Annotated in this window: 8 protein-coding genes; all 8 read left to right on the top strand. The window is 63.2% G+C overall.

What is annotated here, in order from left to right; genetic code table 11:
• Window positions 1-288 precede the first annotated feature (288 nt).
• The 8 genes from REH34_RS14640 (at window position 289) to REH34_RS14605 (ending at window position 24,350) form a co-directional block, all read left to right on the top strand.
• Window positions 289-17,151: a tandem-95 repeat protein gene (locus tag REH34_RS14640; RefSeq protein ID WP_311972018.1), complete on the top strand. Its 16,863-nt coding sequence runs from the start codon at window positions 289-291 to the stop codon at window positions 17,149-17,151.
• A gap of 197 nt (window positions 17,152-17,348) precedes the next feature.
• Window positions 17,349-17,687 carry a tryptophan synthase subunit beta gene (locus REH34_RS14635; protein WP_226505352.1) on the top strand — a complete coding sequence of 113 codons (339 nt, stop codon included), beginning with the start codon at window positions 17,349-17,351 and terminating at the stop codon, window positions 17,685-17,687.
• Between the two features lie 115 nt (window positions 17,688-17,802).
• Window positions 17,803-19,116 (top strand): amidase, encoded by a 1,314-nt coding sequence (locus REH34_RS14630; RefSeq protein ID WP_311972017.1) that lies wholly within the window; start codon window positions 17,803-17,805, stop codon window positions 19,114-19,116.
• Between the two features lie 150 nt (window positions 19,117-19,266).
• A complete protein-coding gene (locus REH34_RS14625; protein ID WP_226505354.1) occupies window positions 19,267-19,719 on the top strand; it encodes a MarR family winged helix-turn-helix transcriptional regulator in 453 nt (150 codons plus the stop codon).
• Window positions 19,716-21,809, top strand: coding sequence for an FUSC family protein (locus tag REH34_RS14620; RefSeq protein ID WP_311972016.1), 2,094 nt, complete (start codon window positions 19,716-19,718; stop codon window positions 21,807-21,809). Before REH34_RS14625 ends, REH34_RS14620 begins: the two co-directional genes overlap by 4 nt.
• Complete coding sequence (locus REH34_RS14615; protein ID WP_226505356.1) at window positions 21,806-22,015, top strand: DUF1656 domain-containing protein; 210 nt, start codon at window positions 21,806-21,808, stop codon at window positions 22,013-22,015. Before REH34_RS14620 ends, REH34_RS14615 begins: the two co-directional genes overlap by 4 nt.
• On the top strand, window positions 22,012-22,920 hold the full coding sequence (locus REH34_RS14610) for an HlyD family secretion protein (RefSeq protein WP_311972015.1): 909 nt from the start codon (window positions 22,012-22,014) through the stop codon (window positions 22,918-22,920). The genes REH34_RS14615 and REH34_RS14610 overlap by 4 nt, the downstream gene beginning before the upstream one ends.
• A complete protein-coding gene (locus tag REH34_RS14605; protein WP_311972014.1) occupies window positions 22,917-24,350 on the top strand; it encodes an efflux transporter outer membrane subunit in 1,434 nt (477 codons plus the stop codon). Before REH34_RS14610 ends, REH34_RS14605 begins: the two co-directional genes overlap by 4 nt.
• Window positions 24,351-24,407: the final 57 nt, after the last annotated feature.

The raw sequence follows: 24,407 nt of genomic DNA, 5'->3' as shown, positions 1-24,407 counted from the left end.
GTAAATGGCGACCTTGCAATTCGTATATCGGAGATTCCACGCGGAACTTGATCACGAATTCTGGAAGCCGGTAATGCCACTTAAATATCAATGTGACATTACGCGGCGGATTGTTTAGGATGGCGCGACGAAGGTCAATAGATTGTCACAAAGTTAATCACGTTAAATTACCGACAATGTCTTGACGCCATTAAATTTCATACCTTTAGCATCGCTCATTGAAGAAACGACAAAAAATGTCGATAAGTTCAACGAGCAAATAGAACGGCATCCCCGGAGAGTTCCCCAATGAGCAGTGTTGTTGCCATCGTCAAAAGCATTGTTGGTCAAGTCATTGCAATTTCCCCAGAAGGGATCAAGCGCGTACTCATCGAGGGCGACCATCTGCTCGCCGGCGAGCGCATTGAGACCGGGGCTTCGGGTGCCGTATCGCTGCAACTGGCCGACGGCCGGGTGCTGGACGTTGGCCGTGACAGCCAATGGAGTGCCGCCAACCCGCAGATCAGCACGCAGGTAGGCGAAGGCGAGCAGGTCGCCGCTACGCAAGCGCCTTCGGCTGCCGAGCTGCAGCAAGCCATCGCTGATGGCGTCGACCCGACCAAAGCGTTCGAAGCGCCGGCGGCCGGTGTGACCCCGGTGACTGATGTCGGCCCTGGCGGCGAAGCCGGCGGCGGCCACTCGTTCGTGGTACTGGATGCGACGGCTGCGACCGTGGCGCCGACCATTGGCTTCAATACTGCGGGCCTGGACAATGGCGCTGCTGCCGGCACCGAGCAGGCCGAGGCGTTGCCGCTGCGCGCCTCGACCCTGACCCTGAGCGCGACCAGCTCAGTCGCCGAAACCGGCGGCGTGGTGACCTACACCGCGACCCTGACCCAGGCCCCGGTCAGCCCGCTGACCATTACCCTGTCCAACGGTCAGGTGATCACTATCGCGGCTGGCCAGCTGACCGGCTCGGTCAACGTGACCTTCGCCGATACCAACGATGTCTACCTCGACGCCCATACCGTCGCCGTGACCGTGACGGGTACGACCGGCGGTCAAGGTCTGGTGCTCACCACCGACCCTACCCCGGCCACCACCCTGGTCACCGATACCATCGATCCGACCCAGGTCAGCATCACCGCACCGAACGGCACCGTGACCGAAGGCACCTCGGTGACCTACACCATCAGCGTCGCCAACGCGCCGCAGACCAACCTGGTGCTGACGCTGTCCGATGGCAACACCGTGACCATCGCCGCGGGCAAGACCTCTGTCGATTACACCGTCAACGTTGGTGATGCCAACCATGGCGGCCGCGGTGATGACATCTATGCCCAAGGTACGACCACCACGACCCTGACCGTCACCGGTGTGGCCAACGGCGCCGACGGTAATCTGGAGTCGGTCGTGACGACCGGCGCCACCGTGACCACCTCGATCGTCGACAACACTACCCCGACCCTGATCGGTTTCAGCGACCACACCGCCTCTGTCAACGAAGGCTCGGCCGCCACCTATACCGTCAACGTGCCGACCACCACCGCGCCGCTGACCCTTACCCTGAGCTACAGCGGCACCGCTGTTCCAGGCTCGGCCACTACCAATGGCACCGACGTCACGCCTGGCGGATCGAACGTCACCTTCAGCAACATCGTCACCAACGCCGAGACCGGCATCAGCACGGCGACCGTGACCGTCGTGCTGCCTGCCGGCCAGAACAGCTTCACGCTCGGCACCCTGACCGACAACCTGCTCGAAGGCACCGAAGGCGTGACCCTGACGCTGACCGGCGTCACCGGTGGCGGCCTGGAAAACCCGACGGTCGACAGCGCGCTGAGCACTGTCAATACCGATATCGTCGACCAGACCGTACCGACTGCCACCGGCACGGGCGGCAATACCACCACGGGCGCGGGCGGCGATTCGGTGGTCGGCTCTGAAGACACTCCAGTCAACCTGACCTGGGGCAACTTCAACGTCCAGCAGGCCGCCCCTGGCGAGACGCCGGATCTGGGCGTCAAGATCACCAGCATTCCTAGCGGCACCCTGGTGCTGACGGTCAACGGCGTTTCGACCACCGTTGCCGCAGGCGACATCATCACCAAGGCCGAGCTCGACAACGGCACCCTGGTCTTCACCCCGGCGGCCAACGCCGCGAGCACCGGTGCCGGTGCCGGCAGCGTGCAGGACCTCTACGGCGCGATCGACTTCCAGCCGGTCAACAATGCTTCTTCCGCCACACCGCTGCTGGGCGCGCAGGCCAGCATCGGCCTGGTGATCAACGCGGTGGCTGATACGCCTACGCTCACGGTCCCTGCCACGATCAGCGGCGCTGAAGATTCGGCGATCGCCATCACTGGCGTCAGCACCGCACTGGTCGACACCGACGGCTCGGAAACCCTGACCACCACCGTCAGCGGCCTGCCTGCCGGTTCGGTCATCACGTACCAGAACGCTGCTGGCGTCACCGTCACCAAGCCAGTCGCCACCGACGGCGCTACCACCGACATCACTGACGCCAACCTGGCGACTCTGGCCGTGACGCCGCCGCTGAACTACAACAGCCAGGCAAACGGCGACATCCAGCTGACCATCAGTTCGTACACCACTGAAAGCAGCAACGGCGCGACGTCTACCCCGAATACCCAGACGGTCATCCTGGTGGTGACGCCGGTCAACGACGCCCCGACTATCGACGCCCCGATCGCTCAGACCACAGCCGAAGACACACCGCTGATCTTCTCGACGGCCAATGGCAATGCCATTACCGTGGCTGATGTGGACTCCGCCACCAGCCCGATCAAGGTCGACGTGACCGTCTCGGGCGGTATTTTGGTCCTTGCCGATGGCACCACCAGCACGACTAACAGCGGTGTCGTGACCCTGACCGGCACCCCTGCACAGATCAACGCGCAGCTGGAAGGCGCGACCTTCACCCCGACCCTGAATTCGAACGACACCAACGGTTCTACCGCCGGCCTGTCGATCACGGTCAACGATCAAGGCAACACCGGCGCTGGCGGCCCGCTGACGGCTACCCAGTCCATCGCCATCGACGTCACCCCGGTCAACGATGCGCCGACCATCAGCGCGCCGACCACCCAGACAGTCGCCGAAGACACCCCGCTGATCTTCTCGGCAGCCAATGGCAACGCCATCACCGTCGCTGACGTGGACTCCGGCACCAGCCCGATCAAGGTCGACGTGACCGTGGCGGGCGGTACTTTGGTCCTGGCCGACGGCACCACCAGCGCTACCACCAACGGTGTGGTGACCCTGACTGGCACCCCTGCCGAGATCAACACCGCGCTGGAAGGGGCGACCTTCACCCCGATCCTGAACTCGAACGACACCAACGGTTCTACCGCCGGCCTGACGGTCTCGGTCAACGACCAAGGTAACACCGGTGCTGGCGGCCCGCTGACGGCTACCCAGCCCATCGCAATCGACGTTACCCCAGTCAACGACCCACCGGTCGCCAACAACGACATCGCCACCACGATTTCCGGCAGCCTGCAAGGTAACTACTACGGTTATCGCGAAGGCACCGATGGCCCGAACCTGGGCACCATCAAGCAAGCACTGGACTTCATCGCATCGCATTCGGCGAATGCCAGCTTCTCGGCGACCAACGTCAACTACGGCGGTACCGACACGGGCCAATTGTTCGGCAACAACCTGGGCACCACCTCCAACCTGGACAAGTTCCTGGGCGCCGACAGCGCTTCCCTGACCTACGCCAATGGCACCACGCAGACCACCACCTCGGACGCTATCGTCGAGCTGACCGGTAAAGTGACCATGGCCGCTGGCGATTACTCGCTGCGCATCACTGCGGATGATGGCTACGCCGTCTACATCGATGGCAAGCAAGTGGCTGCCGTCGATGGCAACCAGCCATCGACCACCGATGTGTTCAACTTCTCGCTCGCTACCTCAGGCGCGCACGATATCCAGATTGTCTACTGGGATCAGGGCAGCTACGCCCAGCTGACTGTCGAAGTGGCGCCGGTAACCAGTGGTGTCGTGGGCACTTACGGCGTGTTGGGTCAAACCGATACCGCCGCGCTGGGGCACGACACCCTGACCACCTTTGAAGATCAGCCACTGGTCATCAAGGCCGCGACCCTGCTGGCCAACGACACCGATGTCGATGGCGATGCATTGACCATCAACACCCTGCAGGGCACTGATGGGAAAACCCCTTCTGCGGTGACGGATGCCGCAGGCAACGTCGTGGGCACCGTGGTACTGGATGGCAACGGCGACGTGATCTTCACGCCGGCCAAGAATATCAATGGTCTGGTGACCTTCAGCTACACCGTCACCGATGGCCAGGCGACCTCCAACACCGCGATCGTCACGGTCAACGTGGTGGCGGTCAACGATGCGCCGACCATCAGCGCACCGGCTACTCAAACTGTCGCGGAAGACACCTCGCTGACCTTCTCGACGGCCAATGGCAACGCCATCACCGTCGCTGACGTGGATTCGGCCACTAGCCCGATCAAAGTCGATGTGACGGCAACGGGCGGTATCCTGGTCCTGGCGGACGGTACCTCCAGCGTGACCAACAATGGCGTGGTGACCCTGACCGGTACCCCTGCTCAGATCAACGCCCAGCTCGAAGGCGCGACCTTCACCCCAGCGCCGAACTTGAACGATGCCAACGGCACCGCTGGCCTGTCGATCTCGGTCAACGACCAAGGCAACACCGGCATCGGCGGCGCACTGACGACCACCCAGGGCATCACCATCGAAGTGACCCCGGTCAACGATGCGCCGACCGTCAGCATCGGTGGCGATGGCGTGACCGACAGCAGCGTGCGCTTCACCGAAAATGGTGGCGCCGTCGCGTTGGTGCAGAACGTGCAGATCAGCGATGCCGCTGACCAGAACGTCAACATGAGCAAGGCCACCGTGGTGGTCGATGGCACCAAGGCCGGCGATGTCGTCACCTCGAGCCAGTTCAGCATCACCAGCTCCGACGCCAACGGCGTGATCTCCGGCACCAGTGCCGAAGGCATCACCATCACCCGGACCGGCTCGCTGGCAGATGGCTTCACCTACACCCTCAGCGGTGCAGGGACCATCACCGACTACAAAGCGCTGATCGAGTCGCTGACCTTCAACAACACCGTGGCCAACCCGGATTCGTCCGACCGCACCGTGTCGATCACCCTGACCGATGCGGGTGGTACCAACGTTACCGACGTCGCTCTGGATTCCAACACCGCGACCAGCACGATCAGCATCAACGATGCGCCGATCGCTGTCGCCGCACCGGCCGACGGCGCTAATGAAGACAATCTGGTCACCGTGCACCTGAGCGGTAGCGACAGCAACGCCGGCGGCTCGGTGGCCAGCTTCACCATCACCAGCGCGGCGGCCCACGGCACCTTCTACAGCGATGCCGCCGGCGCCCACGCCCTCGACCTGAGCCAGGCCATCGCCGCCACCAGCAACAGCGCAACGGTGTACTTCAAGCCGGACGCCAACTGGAGCGGTGACACCACCTTCAGCTACACCGCCACCGACAACGAAGGCGTGGTCAGCACCGTGCCGGCCACTCCGACCATTTCCGTGATTGCCGTGGCCGACGCCGCGATCATCACGGTGTTGCCGGCAGTGACCAGCCAGACTTTCAGCGGTGACGCAGTCGCTACGCTGTTGGGCGGCGGCAGCGGTGCTTCCGCGCAAGCCTTGGTCGATGCGCTGAACAAGGCCTCGGCCGCAGGCTCGGGCACTACCTCCTTGCCTGCCACCGCCAGCTTCGCTCAAGGCGATGTTGCGCCAGGTGTGGCCACCAAGATCGACTCCCAGGTCTACCTGGAGGCCGGCAAGACCTACACCTTCAGCGGCACCGCCGATGACAGCTTCGCGCTGACCATCAACGGCCAGCTCGTTGCCACCAGCCAATCCGGTACCTGGCAGATCAGCGGCAGCTACACGCCGGCCACCTCGGGCTACTATGACCTGAGCGCCTACCACTTCAACCAGGACGGTCCGGGCTACTACGGCGTGCAGGTCTCCGATGGCTCCAGCGCGCCTGTGGATCTGGGCAGCAGCGGCCTGGTGGTCGAGCCGGCCGCACTGAACACCGGTAACGAAGATTCGATCATCAAGCTCGCGCCGATGACCATCACGTTCCCGGACACTGACGGCTCGGAAACCCACGTCGTGACGCTGAAGGGCTTGCCGGAAGGCACCCTGGTCACCGACAGCCACGGCAACACCGGCACCGCGGACGCCAACGGCAACCTGGTCATCACCGGTTGGGACAGCTCTGCCCTGAGCTTGCAGACGCCGGCCAGCTACAACGGCAGCTTCACCGTGACCGTGCTGGCCGAGGCGACCGAACTCAGCAACGGCAGCTACGCGCCAAGCTCGGCCACGCTCAACGTCACCGTGGCGCCGGTCAACGACGCCCCCGTGGTCGACCTGAACGGCACCGCCGTCGATGGCATCAATTACACCGCCGTTACCTTCGTCGAGAATGGCGGGCCGGTCAGCATCAGCAATAACCTGAGCATCACCGACCCGGATACCGGCACCAACCACGACGCCAATGGCAACGTGATCGTCAGCAACTTGCAGTCGGCCACCATCACCCTGACCGGCTACGTTGCTGGCGACGAGCTGACCGGCGTGCCAAGCAGCACCAACAGCATGCAGGTCAAGACCGAAGTCGTGCAGGTGGATGGCAAGGACGCGCTGCAGGTGACCATCACGGCCACCCTGACGCCGGCCGAATACCAGACGATCATTTCCCAGATCGGCTACCAGAGCACCAGCGAAACCCCAACCGCCGGCGTGCGCACCGTGACCGTTTCGGTCGTGGACGATGGCGGCCTGTCTTCTGCTGCGGCCCAGACCACCATCAACGTCACCCCGGTGAACGATGGCCTGAACGCTGTGACCAGCACCGTGACGGGCGCGGAAGACACCCCGCAAACCCTCAAGTGGACCAGCTTCAGCACCGACGACAGCGACTTCAGCAATGCCAACATGGGCATCACCATCACCAAGCTGCCGGTCGCCGGTAGCCTGACTCTGGACGGCAACGCCGTGACTGTGGGCGAAGTGGTCAGCCGGGCCGATATCGAGGCCGGCAAGCTGGTCTTCACCCCGGCTGCCAACGAGTCGAGCGGTGGCACCGCTGGCGCACTGGGCAACATGGGCACCGACTACGCGACCCTCGAGTTCGCGCCGACGCAAAGCACTACAGTCAATGGCGCCACCACCGTGCAGGTCGGCACCGCGGGCGTCTTGACCCTGGACGTCACGCCCGTAGCCGATACGCCGATCATCACCTTCGGCACCGCTCGCGACGGAATCACCACGCACCTGTCCGATGTGCAGCTGGACGGCCAGAGCTGGAGCGGCAGCGTCCTCGTCGGCAGCTTGACCAACGACACCACCCCGACCGCCAACGGTTCGATTTTCGGCGGTGGCGCCAGCGTCTGGAGCACCGGCAACTCGGTCAATGGCTCGGGCCAGGTCGAAGTCGGCCAGGTCGGCGTGTATGGCGCTGGCAACGGCACCACTCAGGTCATCGAGCTGGAGCGCAACGCGGGCGACCAGTCCAACCTGTACACCACCATCGACGCCAAGAACGGCGCGCTGTACACCGTGACGGTGGACTACGCACCGCGCGGCAGCGATTTCGCCGGCTCGCTGATCAACGTGATGTGGGGCAATACTGTCGTCGGTACGCTGAGCGCTACCACGGGCGGCCTGCAGTCCTACACCTTCAATATCCCGTCTTCGAGCACGGGCGATCAGGTGCTGAGCTTCCAGGCTGTCAATGCCGACGGCTCGAACGGCAGCGACAGCTACGGCGGCCTGTTGTCCAACATCACCGTCAGCGAAGTACTGAACCAAGGCCTGGAGGATCACGCGATCCTGCTGTCCAGCATCAATGCGGCGACCGTCGACACCGACGGCTCCGAAACCATGAAGATCACCCTCAAGGGTGCACCGGTAGGCTCGGTGATCACCGATGGCACCGCGGCCCACACGGTGACCATCACGGCCGCCAACGTTGGCAACGAGATCGACATCAGCGACTGGTCGCGCTCGACCATCACCCTGACCCCGCCGGCCAACTACAACAGCACCGACAACGGCGACATCAAGCTGATCGTCACCGCAACCTCCACCGACGGCGCGTCGGTGAGTGCACCCGTGACCGCCGAGCTGGACGTCAACGTCATCTCGGTCAACGATGCACCTGTGGTCGATCTCAATGGCGCGGCGGCGGGCACCGATACCGCTGCGGCCTACAACGAACATCAGGCCGCGATCAACATCGCTGGCGCCGACTTCACCATCACCGACGTCGACCAGGGCAGCACCGTCGGCTCGGCCACCATCAAGGTGACCAACATCGGCGCTGGCGATCTGTTGGCGCTCGACACCAACAGCGACGTGGCCAAGGCAGCTATCGCCGCCGGCCTGACCATCGCTCAGAACGCCACTACCGGTGTGATCACCATCACCGGCACCGCCACCCACGAAGTGTATGAAGACCTGATCAAGTCGATCACCTTCAGCAGCAACGGCGCGACGGTTTCGGGCACTCGCGACATCACCGTTTCGGTAAACGACGGCACCGGCGCAACGAACTCCGAATCCAATGTGGCGACCCTGGCGGTCAACGTGACCGCAGTCAACGATGCACCGACCATCACCGTCGTCGCCAACCCGATCACGGAAAACAGCGCCCACGGCAACGATGTGGCCGCGACCTTCACGACTGCCGACCCGGACAGCCCGAACCTGACCGTGAGCTTCACCACCGGCACCAACGTCGATCAGTACTACGCCATCAGCGGTAACACCGTGGTGCTGACCGACAAAGGCGCGGCCTTCGTCAACGCGGGCAATGCACTGCCTGCTGTAGACCTGACCGTGAGCGACGGCGCCCTGACCGGCAACGGCTCGGCAACTCCGCCAGTGACCTTCGTCAACGACGCCCCGGTTGTAGCCGATACCGGCAGTTCCTACACCGAAGGCGGTGCTGCCGTTGCCTTGGTCAACGGCTTCACCATCACCGACGAAGACAACAGCGTTGCCGGCAAGCAGATCCACGGCGCGACCATCACCCTGAGCAACTACCAGGGCACCGACGTACTGACCTCGAGCCACGTGGTGGGCGCGGTCGGCACCAGCGGCAGCACTGATGTCGCGGGCGTGACGTACAGCACCTCGATCAACGGCACCACGCTGACCATCACCCTGAGCGGCGATGCCAGCCACGCTGACTACCAGACGCTGATTAACTCGCTGCAGTACAGCAGCACCAGCCAGAACCCGGACACCACGCCACGTACCGTGACCGTGCAAGTGACCGATACCGGCTTGAACAGCGATAACGTGGGTGATGCAGCGTCCAACGTCGCGACCAGCACCCTGAACATCACGGCAGTGGACAACGCACCAGTCGTGACCGGCAGCAACGTCACCTTCACCGAAGGCGATGCAGCCAAATCGGCCGTGGGTACCTTGGCGATCACTGACGCCGATGACAGCACGCTGAGCAAGGTCGTCGTGACCCTGAGCAGCCTGCAGGCTGGCGACGTCGTCGCCATCGGCGCGCAAAGCGGCATCAATGTCGCGGCCACCGGTTCGGTAGCCCAAGGCACCGTGACTTACACCTTGACCGGCACCGCCGATATCGCCGCCTACAAAGCGCTGATCTCGTCGATCACCTTCGCTGCACCGGGCGACACCCCAGTCGCGGGTACCCGTGACGTCTCGGTCGTCGCCACCGACAACGGCGGCAACACCACCACACTGCTGACTGGTTCGGAAAGCAACAGCATCACTGTGGTTGCGGTCAACGATGCGCCGACCATCACTGTCGTCGCCAACCCGATCACGGAAAACAGCGCCCACGGCAACGATGTGGCCGCGACCTTCACGACTGCCGATCCGGACAGCCCGAACCTGACCGTGAGCTTCACCACCGGCACCAACGTCGATCAGTACTACGCCATCAGCGGCAACACCGTGGTGCTGACCGACAAAGGCGCGGCCTTCGTCAACGCGGGCAATGCACTGCCTGCCGTAGATTTGACCGTAAGCGACGGCACCCTGACCGGCAACGGCTCGGCAACTCCGCCAGTGACCTTCGTCAACGATGCCCCGGTTGTGGCCGATACCGGCAGTTCCTACACCGAAGGCGGTGCTGCCGTTGCCTTGGTCAACGGCTTTACCATCACCGACGAAGACAACAGCGTTGCCGGCAAGCAGATCCACGGCGCGACCATCACCCTGAGCAACTACCAGGGCACCGATGTACTGACCTCGAGCCACGTGGTGGGCGCGGTCGGCACCAGCGGCAGCACTGATGTCGCGGGCGTGACGTACAGCACCTCGACCAACGGCACCACGCTGACCATCACCCTCACCGGCGATGCCAGCCGCGCTGACTACCAGACGCTGATCAACTCGCTGCAATACAGCAGCACCAGCCAGAACCCGGACACCACGCCACGTACCGTGACCGTGCAAGTGACCGATACCGGCTTGAACAGCGACAACGTAGGTGATGCCGCGTCCAACGTCGCAACCAGCACCCTGAACATCACGGCAGTGGACAACGCGCCAGTCGTGACCGGCAGCAACGTCACCTTCACCGAAGGCGATGCAGCCAAATCGGCCGTGGGTACCTTGGCGATCACTGACGCCGATGACAGCACCTTGAGCAAGGTCGTCGTGACCCTGAGCAGCCTGCACGCTGGCGACGTCGTCGCCATCGGCGCGCAGAACGGCATCAATGTCGCGGCTACCGGTTCGGTAGCCCAAGGCACCGTGACCTACACCTTGACCGGCACCGCCGATATCGCCGCCTACAAAGCGCTGATCTCGTCGATCACCTTCGCTGCACCGGGCGACACCCCAGTCGCGGGTACCCGTGACGTCTCGGTCGTCGCTACCGACAACGGCGGCAACACCACCACGCTGCTGACTGGTTCGGAAAGCAACAGCATCACTGTGGTTGCGGTCAACGATGCACCGACCATCACTGTCGTCGCCAACCCGATCACGGAAAACAGCGCCCACGGCAACGATGTGGCCGCGACCTTCACGACTGCCGACCCGGACAGCCCGAACCTGACCGTGAACTTCACCACCGGTACCAACGTCGATCAGTACTACGCCATCAGCGGTAACACCGTGGTGCTGACCGACAAAGGCGCGGCCTTCGTCAACGCGGGCAATGCACTGCCTGCCGTAGATTTGACCGTAAGCGACGGCACCCTGACGGGTCAGAGCGCAGCGACGCCAACAGTGACCTTCGTCAACGATGCCCCGGTTGTAGCCGATACCGGCAGTTCCTACACCGAAGGCGGCGCTGCCGTTGCCCTGGTCAACGGCTTCACCATCACCGACGAAGACAACAGCGTTGCCGGCAAGCAGATCCACGGCGCGACCATCACCCTGAGCAACTACCAGGGCACCGACGTACTGACCTCGAGCCACGTGGTGGGCGCGGTCGGCACCAGCGGCAGCACTGATGTCGCGGGCGTGACGTACAGCACCTCGATCAACGGCACCACGCTGACCATCACCCTGAGCGGCGATGCTAGCCGCGCTGACTACCAGACGCTGATCAACTCGCTGCAATACAGCAGCACCAGCCAGAACCCGGACACCACGCCACGTACCGTGACCGTGCAAGTGACCGATACCGGCTTGAACAGCGATAACGTGGGGGATGCCGCGTCCAACGTCGCAACCAGCACCCTGAACATCGCGGCAGTGGACAACGCGCCAGTCGTGACTGGCAGCAACGTCACCTTCACCGAAGGCGATGCAGCCAAATCGGCCGTGGGTACCTTGGCGATCACTGACGCCGATGACAGCACGCTGAGCAAGGTCGTCGTGACCCTGAGCAGCCTGCAGGCAGGCGACGTCGTCGCCATCGGCGCGCAAAGCGGCATCAATGTCGCGGCCACCGGTTCGGTAGCCCAAGGCACCGTGACTTACACCTTGACCGGCACCGCCGATATCGCCGCCTACAAAGCGCTGATCTCGTCGATCACCTTCGCTGCACCGGGCGACACCCCAGTCGCGGGTACCCGTGACGTCTCGGTCGTCGCTACCGACAACGGCGGTAACACCACCACGCTGCTGACTGGTTCGGAAAGCAACAGCATCACCGTGGTGGCGGTCAACGATGCACCTATCGCGGTAAACGACGTTCCGGCCCTCAACATTGCCGGCCTGCAAGCCAACTACTACGGCTACGCGCAGAACAACACTACGCAACCGAACCTGGGCACTATCAAGCAGGCCACGGACTACATCGCCGCGCACACGCCGGATGTGACCTTCTCGGCGACCCAGCTGAACTATGCCGTCAATGGTCCATTGGGCAGCAGCGGCGACCTCGCGACGTTCCTTGGCACCAACGGGACTAACGCCACCAACGTTGTCGGCACTCAGCCGAACACCTCGGATGTGATCGTCGAACTGTTCGGCAAGGTCAACCTGAACGCCAACACCACCTACACCTTCAAAGTCACTGCGGATGACGGCTACACCGTCCTCATCGACGGCAAGGCGGTGGTTTCGGTCAGCCAGAACCAGAGCGCCACGTCGAATATCGGCACCTTCACGACCGGTAGCACCGCTGGCGCGCACGACATCCAGATCGTCTACTGGGATCAAGGTGGCGTCGCCAAACTGTTGGTGCAGGTGAGCACCGATGGCGGCAATACCTACAGCACCCTGGGCTCCACTGCGGGGACGCTGACGCACTCGACCCTGACCACGCTGGAAGAAACCCCGCTGGTGATCAAGGGCGCCGACTTGCTGAGCAACGACAGCGATCCTGATCATGACGTCATCAAGATCGACAGCGTGACTGCCACCAGCGACACCCATGGCACCGTGGTCTACAACGCTGCTACCGGCAACGTCGTGTACACGCCAGAGACCAACTACCAAGGCGCCGCGAGCTTCAGCTACACCATCAGCGATCCGAGTGGTTTGACCTCGACGGCGACCGTTACCGTCAATGTCGTCAACGTCAACGATGCGCCTGTGTTGGACTTGAGCCCGAGCAACACCACCACGGCCGATACCACCACCGGCTTCACCGAGAAAGGCGGTGCGGTTGCCATCGTGGCTAACGCTCTGATCACCGATGTCGACAGTGACAACCTGAGTGGCGCTACCGTCACCCTGACCAACGCCAAAGCATCCGATGTCCTGAACATTGGCAGCTCGACTTCGACCTCAGGTACCACCAACGGCATCACCTGGAACATCGTCAGCACACCGGCTACCGGCACTGCCAGCAGCATCGCCGTTACCCTGACCGGTACTGCAACCAAGGCGACGTATCAGAACCTGATCGACTCGATCACCTACAACAACACCAGCGCCAACCCTGACACCACGGCACGTTCGGTGACGGTTGTCGTGAAAGACGATGATGGCCTGGCGTCGAACACCGCGACTTCGGTGATCAGCGTCAGTGCGGTCAACGATGCACCGGTCGTGGCCGGCAGCAACGTGACCTTTACCGAAGGCGATGCCGCCAAATCGGCTGTCGGCGCCCTGGCGATCACCGATGCTGATGACAGCACCTTGAGCAAGGTCGTCGTGACCTTGACCAACCTGCAGGTTGGCGACGTTGTGGCCATCGGTGCGCAAAACGGCATCGCGGTCGCGGCTACCGGTTCGATCGCTAACGGCACCGTGACCTACACCCTGACCGGCACCGCCGATATCGCCGCCTACAAAGCGCTGATCTCTTCGATCACCTTCGCGGCACCGGGTGATACGCCAGTTGCGGGTACTCGTAACGTCTCCGTGGTCGCTACTGACAATGGCGGCAACACCACTACCCTGCTGACTGGCTCGGAAAGCAACAGCATCACCGTGGTTGCAGTCAACGATGCACCCACCGCAGTCAACAGCACCATCACCGGTACTGAAGACACCGCCAAGGCCATCGCCTGGTCGACCTTCGGCGTCGCCGATGTCGACAGCCCGGCTTCGAGCCTGGGTATCGTCTTCACCGCGTTGCCAGCCAACGGCTCGGTGCAGTATCTGGTCGGTACCACCTGGGTCACCCTGACCGCTGCCGATCTGCAGGGTGGTTCAGCCGCCAAGGTGTTCACCTCGGCCAGCAGCCTGCAGTTCGTCCCGGCCCTCAACGAGTCGAGCAACGGCAACGTCGCCAATGGTGTGGGCAACAACCAGCATGACTACGCCCAGCTGAGCTTCCAGGCCACCGATGGCAGCGGTGCTGCCAACAATGGCCTCAGTGCGGTCAAGACCGTGACCATCGACCTCAATGCCGTGGCCGATGCGCCGACCTTGTCGGTCGCGCTGCCAACGCAGACGTCGACTGGCCTGCTATTGAGCACCTATGTGCTCGACAGCGCCGGCAAGACCACCTTCGGCACCAACGGTAACGGCATCACCGGTACCACGTTGACTGGCGACATCAACACCTACGCGGCCAGCCACACGGCGACCACGTCCGGCACGGTGGTGAAGGACTTCAACTCCACGCACACCACCGGTACCACTACCAGCAACAGCGTCACTGCGGGCACTGCGACCGAAGCCACCGGCCTGGTGTACCTGACCGCCGGCAAGGTCTACACCTTCAGCGGCACGGCGGATGACAGCTTCGCCGTGACCTTGGGTGGCAAGCTGGCCGCCACGGCGACCTGGGGCAACAATTCAGGTGCGATCACCGGCAGCTTCACGCCGACGGTATCGGGCTACTACACCCTGGATATCTACCACTACAATCAATCCGGCCCAGGCAACTACAACCTGCAGGTCTCGGTCGACGGTGCCGCCGCTACCAGCCTGTCCGGCAGCGGCCTGATCACCTACACCAGCACCGCCGATGCCGCGGCCAACGGTGTGACCTTGTCGGCGCTCAACGGCTCGAACGGCGAGGGCTTCTACACCGCCTCGTCGATCAACCACGGGATGGAAAACACCCTGATCAAGCTCAGCGCGATCACGGCGACCTTCTCCGACAACGATGGCTCGGAAACCCACAGCGTGACCTTGAGCGGCCTGCCAACAGGTACTCAGATCTACTCGGGTGCCACGGCGCTGACCGCGAACACGGACGGCACTTACACCGTGACCAACGCGGACCTGAGCAATCTGTCCCTGAAGGCTCCGACCAACTACGTCGGGACCATCACCGTAGTGGTCACCGGAACGTCGATCGAAGGCAGCAACAACAGTACCGCGTCGAGCCAGACCTCGTTCGTGGTCACCGTCGACCAGGCCAACTTCGCGCCGGCCATTGACCTTGACCTCAACAACAGCAGCGGTGCGACCAACAACGATTACGCAGTTGCCTACGCCACACCAGGCACGGCGGTATCGATCGCTGACACCGATGCGACCATTACCGATACCCAAGGTACCGGCACCGTCGCAGGCGCGACGATCACCTTGAACAGTGCGACGGCGGGCGACTCGCTGGCGTTCGGCACCTTGCCGAGCGGCATCACTGGCACCGTAGCGACGTCGGGCAGCAGCATCGTCGTGACCCTGAGCGGGACCGGGACTTACGCGGACTACCAGGCAGCCATCAAGGCGGTGACCTATAGCAACAACGGCTATGACACCACCAGCACTGGCACGCCAGCCGCGCAAAGCACCCGCACCGTCACCGTGACGGTCGATGACGGCACCGGCGCTCTGAATGCCAAGTCGGCGGCGGCAACCACCACTATTACCGTGGCGGCCGAGACCTTCGCCACGCAAACCGGTGGGGCGGGTACCGACACCCAGACGGCCTCCAGCGGCGCCAATACCATCATGGTCGGCGACGTCAGCGGCACCCAGTTGGTCAAGGGTGCCAGCTACAACCTGGCATTCATCGTCGATACCTCGGGGTCGATGAGCGGCACCGTTTCGGGCACGGGCAAGAGCGCACTCAGCGTCGCGATTTCCCAACTCACTCAAGTCTTCAATGATCTGAAGAGCAGCCTGACCGGCGACCATGCCGGTACGGTGAACGTGTTCCTGGAAAACTTCAGCACCAAGGTCGTCTCCACCGTCAGCGTCAACCTGGCGGATGCCAACGCGCTGGATACCTTGATCAATACGATGAAGAGCTATTCGGCCAGCGGTCGGACCGACTACGAAGCTGCGTTCCAGTCTGCCAATACCTGGTTCTCGACGCACACGACTACCGGTGTGACTAACCTGACCTACTTCATCACTGACGGTCAGCCCAACGAGTACCTGTCCAATGGGAATGCGGTTTCGGGCACCACCAGTGCAGCCGTGACCGCTGCGGCTGACGATTTCGCGACGCTCAAGGCCTCGTCTACCGTCTACGCCATTGGTCTGGGCAGCAGTGTCGATGGCACGACGCTAGCCAAGTTCGACACTGACGGCGTGATCCAGAACAACGTCAGCGCCAGCGACCTGGGCACTGCCATCCACAGCAGCACGGCGGCCGTACCTGCGGGTGATGACAGCGTGACGGGTTCGACCGGCAACGACATTCTGTTCGGCGACATGGTGACCTTCACCCCAACCAGCGGCACCGCGGTGGAAGGCGCAGAAGCACTGCGCGCCTATGTGACCTCGGCCACGAACAGCACCTCCAGCGTCAGTGATGAAACGCTGCACCAGTACATCACCAACCACATCACCGAGTTCAACGGTTCCATCGCCACCACGGCGGGCACCCTGAACGTCTCGACAACCGGTGGCAACGACACCCTGCTGGGCGGCGATGGCAATGACATCCTGTTCGGTCAGGGCGGTAACGACACGCTGCAGGGCGGCGCCGGCAACGACATCCTGCTCCCTGGCTCGGGTAACAACATCCTGTCGGGCGGCACTGGCGCTGATACCTTCATGTGGCTCAAAGGCGATACCGGTACCAACGTGATCAAGGACTTCAGCACCACCGAGGGCGATAAACTCGACCTGAGCGACCTGCTGCAGACCGCGACCGTCACCAACATCTCCGACTACATCAAGGCGACCACCGACAGCACGGGCACCACCCTGAGCATCAACAGCTCAGGCAAGATCGCCACGGCCGCGGCGGATGTCACCATCCACGTCGACAATGTGAGCTGGAGCAACGACACCATCAAGTCGCTGGTTGCCGGTACCGATCCGACTATCAAGGTCGATCACCACTGATAGACCCGACACCGCCCGCCCCGTCACAGGGGAGGGCGGCATCGGTAGCCGTAACTTTTGGGCCGGCTCCCACAGCCTCTGCCTTGCGCGGTGGCTGCGGGAGCCGGCTCTTTGGATTTTTACCCACCGGGCGCAGCGGCTTTGCGACCGTCCCAGAAACACCTATGCTGGTCAGCAGTTTCTTCCCGAGGTGAGCCATGTTCTACGTTCAGCGCGACGCAAACGGGCAGTTGTTGCGTGTGGAGGCGGCAGCCTATGCCGAAGCCAACGAGACGCTGCCAGCCGATAATCATGAGATCCAGACATGGTTCGCCAACGCGGCCATCGAGGGCAGCCTCAAGCAGCTCAAGCAGTCCGACTTGGACATGATCCGGGTACTGGACGACTTGATCCAGGTGCTCACCAGCAAGGGCGTGATCCGCGTCACCGACCTGCCGGAAGCGGCCCAGGCCAAGCTCACCGACCGCACCAATGCTCGGGAGGCGCTGGGTGGGTTGAGCCATTTGATCAATGATGAAGAGACTGGGTTGATCTGACCCTACCTCAGCGACCTGTGCGTTAAACATATTGCAATACAAGGGGCGCAATGCCCCTTGGTTTCCTTGCCTAAACTCGGTTTCCCAGCCCTGAGTGCTTACAGGAAGCCAGTAGATGCAATTCGATAACAACAATGAAATCTCCCTTCAGCGCACGCTCATCGCCCCGTATCCCGATGCGACAGCCATCACCCTCGCGGTGGGCAGCGGCCAAGCGACCGCCAGCGCCATTGCTGAGAGCTTTCTGGCGCGCATCGCCGAACACGAACCCCATGTGCAGGCCTTCGCCAGCTTTTCTGCGGACCGCGTGCGTCAGCAGGCAGCGCAATCGACCGGCGGGCCGCTGGCCGGGCTGACGGTGGGGGTCAAGGACATGTTCGATACCGTCGACTACCCCACTGAGTACTTTTCTCCCCTGTACCAAGGCCATCGTCCGGCGCGTGACGCCCATGTGGTGACGCTGCTGCGTCAAGCCGGTGCGGTCGTGATGGGCAAGACCCACACCACCGAGTTCGCCTATATGCACACCGGCCCGACCCGCAACCCTCATGATCTGCGCTGTACGCCTGGCAGTTCCAGTGCGGGATCGGCGGCCGGTATGGCGGCGGGCTTCTTTCCCGTGGCGCTGGGCACGCAGACGGCGGGTTCGTTGATCAAGCCTGCGGCCTTCTGTGGCGTGCACGCCTTCAAACCGTCTTTCGGGCTGGTATCTCTAGAGGGCATCAAGCCGCTGGCTCCCAGCTTCGACACGGTCGGCTGGTATGGCCGCTCCGTACGCGACCTGGCGCTGCTCGGGCGGGTATTGATCCCTGGCCTGCCGTCCGCGCCGACCGTGCGGTCCTCGCTACACCTGGGTTTTTGTCGCACTTCGCGCTGGGACAGCGTATCCCCTGACGTCCGCGAGGCTGCGCGGCAGGCCATGGCGCGATTGCGCGATGCGGGCCATCGCATTGCGGAAGTGGTGCTGCCTCCGCTGTTCGACACCGTCTTCACTGACCACGCATTGATCAACGACTGCGAAGGCGCCCGCTCGTTGGCCAAGGAATACGCCACCGACGCCTCGCGCATTAGCGCCTCCACTCGGGAAATGATCGAGCACGGACAGTCGATCGCCTGGGCCGCCGAGGCCGAAGCGAAGGCGCGCCTGGCCAAGCAGGCACCCGTGCTGGCGGATATCATCGGCGAGTACGACGCGTTGCTGTGTGTCAGTTGCCCAACGGTCGCGCTGGCGGGACTGGGCAGCACCGGTCCCTCGGACCTGATCAAGCTGTGGACCGCGTTTGGTCTGCCTCAGGTCAATCTGCCGCTGGACCGGGCGGCGGGGGAGTTGCCCGTTGGTCTGCAAGTCATCGGGGCCTTGCGCGACGATGCACAGCTGCTGGCGGCCGCCGCTGCTTTAGCACGAGACCTGACGTGGGTCAGGCCGTGATGGCGGGTTCGCCGGCGAGATAAAGCACCATTGCCGATGAGTGATGCAGGCAAATTGTAACTATTGACTACAAGCGCACCTTGCCGGAATATAGATAGTTAGCAAACTATGAATATCCATAGTCAACTCTCTGCCCATGACGCTCGGTCCATGAACCTCGACAAGCTCCATCTCAACATCAGCAGTGGCATGGTGGTCGCCGCGCGGCATTGGCGGCGGATTTGCCAGACCACGCTCGCCAACTATGGCATCTCCGAAGCCTGCGCCGTGCCGTTGCTGATCATCGTGCGGCTCGGCGACGGTGTGCGTCAGGTGGCCGTGGCCCAGGCGGCCGGCCTCGAAAGCCCATCGCTGGTGCGGCTGCTCGATCAGTTGTGCGGCTCGGGCTTCGTGGTGCGTACCGAAGATCCGACCGATCGTCGCGCCAAGGCCCTGAGCCTGACCGCCACGGGTCGCGAATTGGCCGAATCCATCGAGTCGGAGCTGGTGCGCCTGCGTCGCGATGTACTCAAGGATATTGCCCCCGCCGATCTCGAGGCGGCCCTGCGCGTCGTTCGCGCCTTTGAAGAGGCCAGCCCGGGCCCGTTGGCGGATCTGTCTTGAAAGGATTCATGAGCGACATTCCGCCCCTCAAGGATTGGTTTTACGGCCTGCGCACCTTCATTGCCTCAATGCTGGCGCTGTACATCGGCATGCGCCTGGAAATGCCTCGGCCCTACTGGGCCATGGCGACCGTCTACATTGTCTCCAGCCCCTTCGTCGGGCCGACCAGTTCCAAGGCCGTGTACCGTGCAGTCGGGACCTTCCTCGGCGCGGCTGCGGCGGTGGTCTGTGTGCCGCTGTTCGGCCAGAGCCCCATATTGTTGTCGTGCATCGTGGCGTTCTGGACCGGGACGCTGCTGTTCATCTCGCTGCACGTGCGCACCGCCAACAGCTATGCGTTCATGCTCGCCGGTTACACCATGCCGCTGATCGCCTTTCCGGTGGTGGATAACCCCACAGCCGTGTTCGATATCGCCTCGGCGCGCTTTCAGGAAATCTGCCTGGGCATCGTCTGTGCGGCGGTGGTGGGGGCGGTGTTCTGGCCCAGGCGCCTGGCGCCCGTGGTCGAAGGGGCAATCGGCAAGTGGTTCACCGAGGCCACGGCCTACAGCGCCCGCTTCCTTTCCCGCACCGTGAAGGCCGATGAGGTCGGCAGCCTGCGCGCCTCCATGGTGCCGACCTTCAATTCGCTGGAACTGATGATCGGCCAGTTGCCCCACGAAGGCTCTCGCCCGCAGTTGCTGCGTAATATCCAGGAATTGCGCGGACGCATGATTCACCTGCTGCCGGTCATCGATGCGCTGGACGATGCGCTGGTCGCCATCGAGCGGCGTACCCCTGAACTGGTCGACGCCATGGCGCCGTTGCTCGAACACTGCCAGCAATGGCTGGAGCAGACGGCCATCCGGCCCGACGAAACCGCCTGGCAGCAATTGCATGCGCGCATCGATGCGCTGCAGCCCGATGAGCAGGCGCTGGACGATCGTCGCCAGTTGCTGCTGTCCAATGCGCTGTTCCGGCTGACCGAATGGATCGACCTGTGGCAGGACTGCCGGTCGCTGGAGTTCGCCATTCGCACCGACAGTCGCGTGCCATGGCGGGCGGTCTACCGGCACTGGCGGCTGGGCCGCCTGAAGCCGTTCTACGATCGTGGCCTGATGCTCTATTCGGCGTCCACGGCCATTTCGGCAATCATCGTCGGCTCGCTGATATGGATTTACATGGGCTGGCAGGACGGCGGCAGCGCGGTGATTCTGGCGGGCGTTTCGTGCAGTTTTTTCGCAGCGATGGATGACCCTGCACCGCAGATCTATCGGTTCATGACCTGGACCGCCGTATCGGTCATCGCGGCCAGCCTTTATCTGTTTCTCATCTTGCCCATGGTTCACGATTTCCCCATGCTGGTGCTGGTGTTCGCGGTGCCGATGATCGCGGTGGGTACCCTGACGCTGCAGCCCAAGTTCTACCTGCCGACCTTGCTGTCGCTGGTGAATACCGCGACCTTCATCAGTTTGCAGGAAACCTACTCGGCGGATTTCTTCACCTTCATCAACTCCAACCTGGCAGGGCCGGTGGGGCTGGCGTTCGCCTTTGGCTGGACCATGATCATGCGCCCGTTCGGCACCGAGCTGGCGGCCAAGCGCTTGACCTATTTCAGCTGGAAGGACATCGCCGGCCTCAGCGAGCGCTCGACCCTGGCCAAGCAACGACGCACCGGCATCCGCATGCTCGATCGCCTGATGCAGCAGCTGCCGCGTCTGGCACAGACGGGGCAGGACACCGGTGCCGCGCTGCGTGACGTGCGCGTGGCGCTCAATCTGCTGGATATCCTGGCCTATGCGCCGCGAGTGCCGAACGAGTCGCGGCTGCTGTTGCGCCAGGTGTTGAAAGAGGTCGGCCGGTACTTCTCGGCGTGCCTCAAGGCGCGTGAACGAGTCCCGGCCCCCATGGGTCTGTTGATGACCATGGACCGTGCCCGCCGCGCGCTGAACGTGCAAGGTGTCGGCGTAGAGGGCGCGCAGGCGCGCGTTCATTTGTTGCACGCATTGAGTGGTTTGCGCCTGGCACTGTTACCGGGCGTGGAAGTCGTGATCGATGCAACGGAGGCCGAACAACATCCGCCGCACGGCCTCGATGGAGCCCCCCTATGATTGGTGAACTGGATGTCGGCGGGGTGTTCCTGCCAACGCTGCTGGTGATCATGGCGATCACCTACGGTGTGTTTCTGGTGGTACACGGCGTCTTGAACCGTGCCCATTTCTATCGCCTGGTCTGGCACCGGGCTTTATTCAACGTCGCTCTCTACGCTGTGCTGCTCGGCGCAGTGGATGCCATCTGCCGAAGCCTCATGACATGAAAAAACCCCTGCTGACCCTTGGCCGTCTGATTCTTACCTTGCTCGTCGTCGCCTTTGCCTGCGTGGTGGTATGGCGCATGGTCATGTACTACATGTATGCCCCCTGGACGCGCGACGGTCACATCCGTGCCGACGTGATCCAGGTCGCCCCGGACGTGTCCGGGCTGATCCAGGAAGTCGACGTGCGCGACAACCAGGTGGTCAGGCGCGGCGACGTGCTGTTCACCATCGACCAGGATCGCTTCAAGCTGGCCCTGCGCCAGGCCCAGGCCAGCCTGGCCGACCGCAAGGAAACCCTGGCCCAGGCACAACGCGAGAACAAGCGTAACCATGGCCTCGGCAATCTGGTGGCGCGCGAGCAACTGGAAGAAAGCCAGTCCCGCGAGTTGCGTGCGCAATCGGCGGTCAACGAAGCGCAGGTGGCGGTGGACGCCGCGCAGCTCAACCTCGACCGCTCGGTGATCCGCAGCCCGGTCGACGGCTTCCTCAACGACCGTGCGCCACGCGCCCACGAATTCGTCAGTGCCGGCCGCGCAGTGCTCTCGGTCGTGGACAGCGCCTCGTTCCACATCGAAGGCTATTTCGAAGAGACCAAGCTGTCGCAGATCCATGTCGGGCAGCAGGTCGATATCCGCATGATGGGCGATAACACGCGCCTGACCGGCCACGTGCAGAGCATCGTCGCCGGCATCGAAGACCGCGACCGCAGCGCTGGCAGCAACCTGCTGCCTAACGTCAACCCGGCGTTCAGCTGGGTGCGCCTGGCGCAGCGGATTCCGGTGCGCATCGCCTTCGACGACCTGCCCAAGGACTTCCGCATGATCGCGGGCCGTACGGCGACCGTGTCGATCATTGCCGATGGCGACGGCCATGGCGATGCGCACCCGGCAGGAGCGGCCCAATGAAAGCCGCTGGCAGTCTGAGTGTCTTGTGCTTGTGCTTGAGCTTGATGCTGGCCGCGTGTTCGACCGTCGGCCCCGATTACACGCTGCCCAAGAATGCCGCGATCAACCGCGCCGACCTGCAAGGCGATCTGGCCGGGGAAGACAGCAATGTTGTGTCGGCGCCGGTGCCGGCGGATTGGTGGCGGATGTACAACGATCCGCGCCTCGACGAGCTGGTGCACCAGGCAATGGCCTCCAACACCAATTTGCGCGTGGCGGCGGCGAACCTGAGCCGGGCGCAGTTTCAGGTCGATGAGGCCAATGCCGAAGGGGGCTTTACCACCTCCGCGAGTGGCGAAGTGCAGCGCCTGCAGGAATCAGGACAGGCGTTTCTGTTGACCGAAAAAGTGCCGGTGGGCAACCTCGGTGCGTTCTCGATCAAGACCTCCTATCAGTTCGACCTCTGGGGCACGCTCAAGCGTGGCGTCGAGGCAGCTAATGCCAATGCCGATGCGGCGCAGGCAGCGGCCGATACCGCGCGCATTACCGTGGTCGCCGACGTGGTGCGGGCTTACACGCAGATCTGCGCGGCGAACGAGGAGCGCAATATCGCCCAGCAGTCGCTGGATCTGCAGCAAGAAGGTGTGCGCCTGGCGACGCGCCTGCGGGATGCCGGCCGCGGCGACGAAACCCAGGTGACACGCACGCAGACGCAATTCAAGTCCCTGCGCGCTGACCTGCCCAAGTATGAAGCCGCCCGCCAGACGGGGATGTTCCAGCTGTCGATGCTGCTGGCCAAGCCGCTGGCGCAACTGCCGGCCGGCACCGCCGATTGCGCCGAGCTGCCGCACATCGCGCAGGTGCTGCCGGTGGGCCAGGGCGCCGAATTGCTCAAGCGTCGCCCAGACGTCCGCCAGGCCGAGCGCAAGCTGGCGGCGGCCACGGCGACTATCGGCGTGGCGACGGGGCAGTTGTATCCGGACATCAGTTTCGGCGCGACGGTGGGCACCGTGGGCCTGCTCGATTCGCTCAACGAGCCGTCGAGCAATCGCTGGGGCTTCGGCCCGCTGATCAACTGGACTGTACCGAGCAACGGCGCGCGTGCGCGGATTCACCTGGCCGAGGCCAACACCCAATTAGCCTTGGCGAACTTCGACAACACCGTGCTCAACGCCATCCGCGAAACCCAGACCGGCCTGGCGCAGTACACCGCCTTGCTGGACCGCCGCGACGCGTTGGCCGATGCGGCGACGTCGGCAAAACAGGCGGCAGACCAGACGCACCAGTTCTATATGTCCGGGCGTGAATCGTTCCTGGCGGATCTGCAGGCGACCCGGACGTACACCGACGTGCGCGCCCAGTTGGCGGCGGCGAACACTCAGGTGGCGATGCAGCAGATCAATCTGTTCCTGGCGCTGGGCGGAGGATGGCAACAGCAGGGCAAGCCCTAGGATCTGCGTTGATTGAGCTGACGCCGCCGGATGCGCAACCTTGTCCCACAGGTGTAC

The organism is Pseudomonas baltica, assembly GCF_031880315.1.
In the GTDB taxonomy this organism is placed as follows: Bacteria; Pseudomonadota; Gammaproteobacteria; order Pseudomonadales; family Pseudomonadaceae; genus Aquipseudomonas.
Note: the sequence above shows the minus strand (reverse complement) of the source record. Positions and strands in the feature narration are given on the sequence as shown.